Source organism: Aestuariivirga sp. (assembly GCF_044239095.1).
GTDB lineage: Bacteria > Pseudomonadota > Alphaproteobacteria > Rhizobiales > Aestuariivirgaceae > Aestuariivirga.
Window position 1 is genome coordinate 1 of the sequence record NZ_JBIICB010000178.1, and the last position, 8,938, is coordinate 8,938.

7 protein-coding genes are annotated in these 8,938 nt (G+C 62.9%); 1 reads left to right on the forward strand and 6 read right to left on the reverse strand.

What is annotated here, in order from left to right; translation table 11 throughout:
- Position 1: 1 nt before the first annotated feature.
- Positions 2 to 3,448, reverse strand: coding sequence for an acyl-[ACP]--phospholipid O-acyltransferase (locus tag ACILRA_RS15180; protein ID WP_395662925.1), 3,447 nt, complete (start codon positions 3,446 to 3,448; stop codon positions 2 to 4).
- Positions 3,449 to 3,618: 170 nt separating this feature from the next.
- Here ACILRA_RS15180 and ACILRA_RS15185 point away from each other — a divergent pair, with 170 nt between their 5' ends.
- On the forward strand, positions 3,619 to 4,107 hold the full coding sequence (locus tag ACILRA_RS15185; RefSeq protein WP_395662926.1) for a fasciclin domain-containing protein: 489 nt from the start codon (positions 3,619 to 3,621) through the stop codon (positions 4,105 to 4,107).
- Between the two features lie 68 nt (positions 4,108 to 4,175).
- Here the strand turns inward: ACILRA_RS15185 and ACILRA_RS15190 are convergent, their stop codons facing one another.
- From ACILRA_RS15190 to ACILRA_RS15210, 5 genes are all read right to left on the reverse strand, one after another.
- Entirely contained in the window at positions 4,176 to 5,753 is a 1,578-nt protein-coding gene (locus tag ACILRA_RS15190) for a 5-guanidino-2-oxopentanoate decarboxylase (protein WP_395662927.1), read from the reverse strand.
- 2 nt (positions 5,754 to 5,755) lie between these two features.
- Positions 5,756 to 6,742 carry a peptide ABC transporter ATP-binding protein gene (locus ACILRA_RS15195; protein WP_395662928.1) on the reverse strand — a complete coding sequence of 329 codons (987 nt, stop codon included), beginning with the start codon at positions 6,740 to 6,742 and terminating at the stop codon, positions 5,756 to 5,758.
- Complete coding sequence (locus tag ACILRA_RS15200) at positions 6,739 to 7,728, reverse strand: ABC transporter ATP-binding protein (RefSeq protein WP_395662929.1); 990 nt, start codon at positions 7,726 to 7,728, stop codon at positions 6,739 to 6,741. The genes ACILRA_RS15195 and ACILRA_RS15200 overlap by 4 nt, the downstream gene beginning before the upstream one ends.
- Before the next feature lie 5 nt (positions 7,729 to 7,733).
- A complete protein-coding gene (locus ACILRA_RS15205; protein WP_395662930.1) occupies positions 7,734 to 8,639 on the reverse strand; it encodes an ABC transporter permease subunit in 906 nt (301 codons plus the stop codon).
- 4 nt (positions 8,640 to 8,643) lie between these two features.
- On the reverse strand, positions 8,644 to 8,938 hold a 295-nt coding region (locus ACILRA_RS15210), incomplete at its 5' end, for an ABC transporter permease (RefSeq protein ID WP_395662931.1).

Here is an 8,938-nt window from a genome sequence, read left to right on the forward strand (position 1 = left end):
TCTATGGTTTCACCTGTTCGCGTGCCAGCCGGTTGAGGGTCTGATAGTCGGTCTTGCCGGAGCCCAGCAGCGGAAGCTCTGCCAGAACGATGACGTTCCGCGGCACCATGAGCGCTGGTGTGTCCATAGCCCTGAGCGCATCGCCGGCCTTGCGCGCGTCGATCGCATTGTCGGTGGTGAACATCACCAGCTGCTCGCCCTTGCGGTCGTCCGGTACGGCCACAACGGCATGCTGTCCATCGGGCAGCGCTTGCGCCAGTTTCGTTTCCACCAGCGTCAGTGAGATCATCTCGCCTGCGATCTTCGCGAAGCGTTTCGCCCGGCCCAGAATAGTGATGAAACCATCATCGTCGATCTTCACGATGTCGCCTGTGTCGTACCAGCCATCGGGCGGCACCTCGATGACGCCGGGATTGTCGGCGCGCAGATAGCCCAGCATGATGTTGGGACCCTTCACATGCAGCCGTCCGCCTTCCTCGATTCCGGGAACGGGCTCGATCCTGTGCTGCACCTGGTCGAGAAGGCGGCCGACGGTTCCGGTGCGGAAGTGCATCGGCGTGTTGACCGCCAGAACTGGCGAACATTCTGTGGCGCCATAGCCCTCAAGGATACGCAGGCCGAACTTCTCCATCCAGGCTTCGCGCGTCTCGGGCTTCACCCTCTCCGCGCCGGCGACGACCAGGCGAACGTTGAAGAAGTCATAGGGGTGGGCGCTTCGTGCATAGCCCATGAGGAAGGTGTCGGTGCCGAAAAGCACCGTGGCATTCGTTTCGTAGCACAGCTCCGGCACCACCTTGTAGTGGAGCGGAGAGGGATAGAGAAAGGTGCGAACGCCGGCCAGCACCGGCAGAAGCGCGCCGCCCGTCAATCCGAATGCGTGGAACATCGGAAGTGCGTTGAACACCACGTCGGACGCGGTGAAGGCAATGCGGGCTGCTGCCTGGTAGCGGTTGGCATGGAGGTTCCGGTGCGAGAGAACGACGCCCTTGGGCAGGCCCTCAGAGCCTGAGGTGAAGAGGATGACCGCAGGCGCGTTGGGGTCCTGCCCAGCCCCGCCCATGCGCAGGGCGGTCTTGGAGAAGAACCGCGCAAAGAGGCCGTAGAGCTTGTCCTTGGCTGTCAGGCTTTCGCGCAGGTCCTCGAGGAAGATCACCTTGCAGCTCCGGCCGAGGACGGTCAGGTCCTCTTCCATGTTGCCCGCCTCGATGAACCGGCGTGATGTGACAATGGTCGAGACCTGTGCTGCTGCGCATGCCGCAGCCATGTTGACGGCCCCGGTGGAGAAATTCAGCATCGCAGGCACACGGCCGAAGGCGTGCAGCCCGAAGAGCGTGACGAAGCAGCCCGTGGCGTTGGGCAGTAACACGCCCACGTTCCGCTGACCCGGTGTCATTTCCGAAATGCGGCGGCCCAGGATGAAGCTGCCCATGACCAGCCGGTCATAGCTGGCCGGGTTGCGCTGAATGTCTTCGAGCACGGCGTGGCGGCGGCCATGGGTGTGGCGCGCATCGAGGAGGGCCTCGAACAAGGTGCAGTCGACGTTGGACGTGCGGAAGACCATGTCGGTCATGACATCGTAAAGCCGGTCCGCCTGGTGTTGACGGAGCTCCGCGCCGCGCATGCCGTCCGGCGCATCGAACTTGACGGGCGGCAGGAAGGTGATGGTGATCTTTGGAAACCAGCGGAGCCTCAGCTTGCCACGCATGCGCGAGAAGGGCGTGTAGAGCGCGCCGTCGATCCTGACGGGAAGAACCTTTGCTTTCGCCATCTGCGCGATCGCACCGGGGCCCTCATAGACCTTCATCAGCGCGCCCGTCACCGTCAGTCGGCCTTCGGGGAAGATCACGACCTTGCGGCCCTTCTTCAGCTCATCCACCAGAACGCGCAGCGCCATGGGGTTCGCCGGGTCGATTGGGATCATGTTGAACAATGAAAAGGACGGTCTCGCCCACCACTTTTTGGCCACGTGGCTGTTAATGGCAAAGCTGGCGCGCTCGGGCAGGAAGGCGGAGAGCAGGGGACCATCCAGATAGGAGCTGTGATTGGCGATGATCACCGCCTTTCTGCCAGCTGCGCGGAGGTTCTCCATGCCCTTCACCTCGACCCGGTAAAGCAAGCGGAAGAGCATGCGCGCGACACTTCCCGCCAGTTCCTGCGTCAGCAGCCGGGCCACGAACACCGAAGCGATGGCGTTGGCGAGGCCCAGGAGCAGGAAGAAGCCTTGCGGCGACATCACCTTGAGCAGCACCGCGCCGGCCACGGCAGAACCGATCATGAAGATGGCGTTCATCACGTTGTTTGCCGCGATGACCCGGGCCCGGCGATTGGGATTCGACCGGTGCTGCATGATGGCGTTGAGAGGAACCGCATAAATGCCGCCGAAGAAGGCGACGAAGAACAGGTCAACGCCTACGCGCCAGCCCTGCCAGTGGCTGAAGAAAGCTGCAACACCGTTGCCTGACGTTCCCGCCAGCGCCGCATTGACGCTTCCCGCTGCGAAAAAGAGGTCAAGCAGGAAGAGCGTCATCATGATTGAGGCAATCGGCACGTAGCGTGGCGATACCTCTCCCTTCAGCAGCGCATTGGTGAGAAGCGAGCCCGCGCCTATGCCGACGGTGAACAGACCGATGAAGGTGTTGGCCACGCCGTCATTCGCCAGCAGCACATCCCGCGTGAAGACGGGAAGCTGCGCCATGATGGCTGCGCCCAGGAACCAGAACCATGAGGCGCCGATCACAGACCAGAAGACGTCCTGCCTTTCCCGGGCGTAACTGAGAAGCTTCAGCGTCTGGCGCGGTACGTTCCAGTCAATCACGATGGAGCGGTCGCCTTGTGCGGAGGGCATCAGGAAGGCGCAACCAAGTGCCACTACGGCCAGTCCGATGATCGTGCTGGCAAGAAGGATCCTGCCCCAGTCTTCCAGCACCAGGAAACCGCCAATAAGCGTGCCCAGCAGGATCGTGACGAAGGTCCCGAGCTCGATGAGGGCATTGCCGGCGATGAGTTGATCCCGCCTCAGATATTGCGGCAGGATGCCATATTTGATGGGACCGAAGAACGCAGCCGTGGTGCCCGCGAGGAACAGCGCCGTCAGATGCATCCAGGGGTTCTCGAGCCAGAGCGACAAGGCCCCGAACACCATTGCCCCGAGGTCGAAGAGCTTGATCCAGCGGGCGAGGACCGCCTTGTCGTGCTTGTCGGCAAGTTGCCCGGCAATGGCCGAAAACAGGAAATAGGGCAGCATGAAGAGCGCCAGCCCAGCCTGCACGAAGAGCGTGGCGTCGAAGCCGAAACGCACCGCGAGGTCGAAGGTGATGAGGATGGCAATGCCGTTGCGGACCGCATTGTCGTTGAATGCGCTGATCGCCTGGGTCACGAACAGGGGCAGGAAACTCGGCGATTTGAGGATCGCGAACTGGCTGTGGGTCTCGTTGTTATCGCCGCTCATGTAACGGGCCTTTTCCGCGAGTCGAGGTTTGTGTCATGTCTGGCTTAAATATGTCAGACCTGTGGTGGATCAGCAAAGGCGGAAAAACTTATTGTGAAGACGCAATCCCAAACCGGGCCGGACTTCGGCCCGTAACGCTTCATGTCACTTCTGACAATTGGGAGATTACAATGAACCGCCTTCGCAACATTGCCGTCGCTGCCGCATTTGCCGTTTCGAGCTTGGCGCTGTCCGCCCAGGCCTATGCCGCCGACATCGTGGATACCGCTGTCGCTGCTGGCAGCTTCAAGACGCTGGTGGCTGCCGTTCAGGCCGCTGGTCTGGTCGACACGCTGAAGGGTGCAGGCCCCTTCACGGTCTTCGCCCCCACCGATGAAGCCTTCGCCAAGCTTCCCGCAGGCACTGTCGAAGACCTGCTGAAGCCCGAGAACAAGGACAAGCTGGTCGCGATCCTGACCTATCACGTGGTGTCTGGCAAGGTGATGGCCGCAGACGTCGCTGGCAAGGAGACCATGGCCAAGTCCGTGCAGGGTGGCGAGATCACCGTCAACGGCACCAATGGCGTGAAGGTTGACGGCGCAACGGTCGTCCAGGCCGACATCGTCGCCGACAATGGCGTCATCCACGTCATCGACGCGGTCATCATGCCGAAGATGTAACGGTCCAATTGCTGTAGCCGTATAGACGGCCGGTGCGGTTTCTCTGAACGCGCCGGCCGTTTTTGCGTTCAACCCGTCACCATTCGCGGTGTCATTTCGATCAGCGTCGGGCGCTCGGCCTTCAGGGCCGCGCCGATGGCCTCAGCCAGGGCTTTCAGGCTTTCCGGCTTCGCGGACTGGCAGCCATAGGCCCTTGCCAGCATCTGGAAGTCCGGGTTCTTCAGCGTCACTGCATTGGGCTGGATACCCTTCATCACCATGTCGTCGCGGATCTGGCCCAAGGCGTCGTTGTTCCACATCAGGATGACGAGGGGCAGTCCGTGCTCCGCCGCAGTGCCCAGTTCATTCACCGTGTATTGCAGGCCATAGTCCCCGATCATCACGGCGACGGGCGTCTCGCCTACGCCGAACTTCGCGCCGATGCCTGCGGGCAAGGCGAACCCCAGCGTCCCGAAGCCCACGGGATGAAGCCATGTCCGCGGTACCGAGACGGGAAAGATCTCGTTCGCCGCATAGGCAATCTGCGTCATGTCGGAGCAGATCACGGTTTCCGCCGGAAGAGCCTCGCGGATCACGCCCAGCACACTGGCCAGCATGGCGCGCAGCGCGTCTGGTTCACCAAGGTCGAAGCGCGCATGGGCCTCCGCGACCCGCTCCTTCATGCCGTGGGCGATGGCCTCCAGCGCCTCGCGCGCATCCCCCAGTATCGCGATATCGGCACTGTGCGGACGGCTCATGACGGAAGGGTCGATGTCGATGCGGATCAGGTTCTTGTCGATCACCACCTCGTCATTCCAGAAATCCGTCTCTGAAAGTTCGGATCCGGCGCAGAGAATGGCATCGCTTTCGCGCAACAGCCGCCATACGCCCTCGCGCCCCATGACGTAGCCGAGGCAGAGTGGATGATCGGATGGAACCGCACCCTTGCCGGCGGTCGTGGTGATGATTGGCGCCTTCAGCCTCTCCGCAATGGCAAGGGCGGCTGCGCCCGCATGAAGCGCGCCGCCGCCAAGGATGATGAGCGGCTTGTGCGCGGCGTTGAGCTTGGCAATGGCCTCATCGATCTGGCTTCGCGAGGGGGAGGCAACCCGGGGAAGACCGCGCGGCTCCCAACCTTCGCCTGCAGGTTGCTTCAGCAGATCCAGCGGAATCTCGAGATAGGCAGGCCGTGGGCGCTGGCTGGAGAAATGGGCGAAGGCCCGGGCGACCGCGTCGCGGACGTCCTTCGGCGTGTAGGCCCGCATGTGCAGGCCGGTGACCGCCGCCGCCGCCCCGCGCTGGTCGATCATCTCGTGAAGCCGTCCGCGCCCTTGTGACGAATCTGTGATGTCGAGGGTGGAGGAAATCACCAGCACATTGCTGGAATCCGACCATGCCTGGCCCATGGGGGTGAGGATGTTGGTGAGGCCTGGGCCGGTAATGGTGAAGCACACGCCGGGCTTGCCCGTGGCGCGGGCATAGCCATCCGCCATGAATCCCGCGCCCTGTTCGTGCCGCACCAGCACATGGCGGATCTTCGAACGCGGCAACGCCCGGTACATCTCGACGTTATGCACGCCGGGAATGCCGAAAATCGTATCGACACCATAGGCTTCGAGAAGGCCGACGAGTGCTTCGCCGGTCGAGAGTTCTGCACGCTTGGACATTGTCAGGCCGCTTTCGTTTCCGTTCCGGGAGGGTTTACCGCATGACATGCCACGAGGCTTCCCTCATGTTCAAGCAGGGCGGGGTTGATGGCCAGGCAGGGTTCAAAGCAGGATGGGCAGCGTGGATGGAAGGTGCATCCTGACGGCGGATCAATCGGCGATGGCATCTCGCCGCTGAGCACGATCCGTTCACGTTTGCGCGTGGGATCTGGCTGTGGCGTGGCCGAGAGCAAGGCCTTCGTATAGGGATGCTGTGGATTGCGGAAGATGTTGTCACGCGGGCCCTGCTCCACTGCGCGGCCGAGATACATGACCATCACATCATCGGCGATATGGCGCACGACCGAGAGGTCATGACTGATGAAGAGATAGGCCAAATTGTGCCTTTCCTGCAACTCGGCCAGGAGGTTCAGCACCTGCGCCTGGATCGAGACATCGAGCGCCGAGACGGGCTCGTCAAGCACCAGGACGTCAGGGTCCAGCATCAGGGCGCGCGCGATGGCGATGCGCTGGCGCTGCCCGCCTGAGAACATGTGGGGGTAACGGTCAAAATGTTCTGGCCTCAGGCCAACGCTCGCCATCATGGCGCGCGCCTTTTCGCTGCGCTCGCCAGCGCTGAGCCTGGTGTTTACCAGCAGCGGCTCCTCAAGCGCGTGACCGATCTTCTGGCGCGGATTGAGCGAGCCATAGGGGTTCTGGAAAACGATCTGCACCTTCGGCCTGAGCGCCTTCAGCGTTGCGGTGGAGGCGCCCACGATGTTCTGTCCCGCAATCACCAGGGATCCCGCCGTCGGCTCCTCGATCATGGTGACGAGGCGGGCAAGGGTGGACTTGCCACAGCCCGACTCTCCCACAACCGCCAGCGTCTTGCCGCGCGCGAGCGTGAAGCTCGCACCGTCGAGCGCCTTGAGCGTCGCAGGCCTAGCGAAGGCGCCGCGTCCGACGCTGTAGTAACGGGTGAGGCCCGTGGCGGATACGACGATGCTCATGCTGCCTGTCCCTTCACCCGCGGGTGATTGCGGGGAACGCCGTCCCTCAACGCGTAATGGCAAAGCGCACCGTCGACTCGCGGTGGCTTCGTGGTGCGGCAGAGTTCGGTGGCGAGCGCGCAGCGCGGGGAGAACAGGCAGCCCGAGGGCCTGTCGAACTGGCCTGGCACGACCCCGGGGATGGACGGCAGCTGCCGCCCGGCGGCTCGCTCGGGAAGGGCAGAGAGCAGGGCAGCGGTATAGGGGTGGTGAGGATCCCGGAAGAGGTCTCCCACCTTCTGCTCCTCCACCTTTTGTCCTGCGTACTGGACGCAGACCCTGTCCGCCGTTTCGGCGACCACACCCATCGAATGCGTGATGAGCACGAGACCCATGCCCGTCTCATCCTGCAGCTTGACCAGCAACTCGAGGATCTGCGCCTGGATCGTCACATCGAGGGCGGTGGTGGGTTCGTCCGCGATCAGGAGCTTGGGATTGCAGGCAATCGCCATGGCGATCATCACGCGCTGATTCATGCCGCCCGAAAGCTGGTGCGGAAATGCGGAGAGCCGCTGCTCCGGCGAAGGGATGCCGACGAGCGCCAGGAGTTCGGCGGCTCGCCGGCGCCTTTGCGCCTTGTCCATGTCGAGGTGAGCCTTCAAGGCCTCCATCAGCTGGAAGCCCACCGTGAAGCAGGGGTTGAGGCTCGACATCGGTTCCTGGAAGATCATCGCAATGTCCTTGCCGATGATCCTGCGCCGCTGGCGGGACGAAAGGTCCAGCAGGTTGTGGCCCTCGAAGCTCATCCTGTCTGCCGTCACCTTCGCAGTCCAGGGCAGCAGTCCCATGACGGCCAGCATGGCGACCGACTTGCCCGATCCGGACTCCCCGACGATCGCCAGCACTTCGCCCTTGTCCACGCTGAGCGATACGCCGTCCACCGCCCGGAAGAAGCCGGATGCCGTCCTGAATTCGACAGTGAGATTCTCGATCTCGAGCATCGCCATGGGGATCAACTTCTCCTCAGGCGCGGGTCGAGCGCGTCACGCAGACCATCGCCCATCAGGTTGATCGCAAGAACGGTGATGAGGATGGCAAGGCCCGGCATGGTGACAACCCACCAGGCGCGGGTCACATATTCGCGAGAGTCCGCCAGCATGGTTCCCCACTCCGGCGTTGGCGGTTGCGCGCCCATGCCGAGAAACCCGAGGGCCGCGGCATCAAGGATGGCACTGGAAAAGGACAGTGCAGCCTGGACGATCAGCGGGGCCATGCAGTTGGGCAGAATCGTGCGGAACATCATCCTGAGCCGGCCCACCCCTGAGACCCTCGCAGCCGTGACGTAGTCCTTGCTCATCTCGCTCATGACGGCGGCCCGCGTCAGCCGCACATAGTGCGGCTGCTGGATGAGGGCGATGGCGATCATGGCGTTGGTGAGGCTGGGTCCGAGCATCGCCACCAGCACAAGTGCCAGCAACAGGCTGGGGAAGGACATCAGCACATCCATGACCCGCATCACGGCATTGTCGAAGGCGCCGCGGAGAAAGCCCGTCAGAAGACCGAGCGTCACCCCGAGCAGCAGCGAAATCGTCACGACGATGACGCCAATGAACAAAGAATACCTGCTGCCGTAAATCAGCCGCGAAAGAACATCGCGGCCGACCGGGTCGGTGCCGAGAATGAAGCGCCAGTCTCCGCCCTCCTGCCACACAGGAGGCGTGAGGAAGGAATCGCGGTACTGCTCATGCGGTGCGTGCGGCGCCACCACATCCGCAAAGACTGCAAGCAGGATGACAAAGAGGAAGACCGCAAGCCCGAGGACCGCCCCCCGGTTCTCACTGAAATGGCGCCAGAACTCGGCCAGCAGTGCCGGCCTGCCGGGCCCCGGTGAACTGGTTGTCATGTCGATGTCGCTCATGCGCTCACCTCCTGTGCCGGATGCGTGGATCCGTGAGGCCGTAGAGCAGGTCCACGATCAGGTTCACGAGCATGACGACGGCGGCGATCAGCAGCAGGCCTCCCTGAACCACCGGATAATCGCGGCGCGCGATCGAATCGATCATCCATTTTCCGATCCCCGGCCAGGAGAAGATCGTCTCGGTCAGGATGGCTCCGGCCAGCAGAACGCCCACTTGCAGCCCAATGGTGGTGATGACCGGAATCATGGCATTGCGCAGGGCGTGGAGCCCCACGACCCTGAAGGGGGAAAGCCCTTTG